Genomic DNA, 609 nt, shown 5'->3' with positions numbered 1-609 from the left:
GGATCAGTCCTAAAAGTTGGGGAGTTAAATAGTTTTATCTTTGGGGAAAATTAAATTTGTGGAAATTTCTAAAGAATTACTATCCTTATTGCTACCTGATTTTTTGGTAGACCATTTTAGTTTTATAACCAGTTCTTCAACAGAAGGAAAACTGCGGTTGCATTTTGAAGAGAAGAACATTGTTCCAGATAATTTTAGGACACGTAAGGTAGAATCTAAAGGCTTTCATAAAGAGATCATCATCGAGGATTTTCCGCTTAGAGGAAAATTGGTTTACCTACATTTAAAGAGACGTAGATGGCGAGATGTAGATACAGGAGAAACCCTGCAAAGAGATTGGAACAATGTTGCAAAAGGCACACGTATGACCGCGGAGTTCGCCGCTTTTTTAAAAGAAATTAATCGATAAGAGCAACACTAGCACGCAAACAATAGCTAAATTATATGGCCTAGATGGCAAAAAGCTGCAACGGCAATACCGAGACTGTCTAAGTGAGTTTAAAGATTGGGAACCCCTTAAACAATCCTCGAAATGGTTGGTGTACCCTAAAAATATCGGCAAACGACTGTCTATAGATGAAGTGGCTCTCTCCCAAGGGGAATTATACA

General features: G+C 38.1%; 1 protein-coding gene. It reads left to right on the top strand.

The features are described 5' to 3' along the window. The first annotated feature begins 40 nt into the window (after nt 1-40). Nucleotides 41-409 (top strand): ISAon1 family transposase N-terminal region protein, encoded by a 369-nt coding sequence (locus tag HC176_RS15765; RefSeq protein ID WP_209309740.1) that lies wholly within the window; start codon nt 41-43, stop codon nt 407-409. The last annotated feature ends 200 nt before the right edge of the window (nt 410-609 follow it).

The organism is Tamlana crocina, from assembly GCF_012037625.1.
This window is presented reverse-complemented; position numbering and strand designations above follow the sequence as displayed.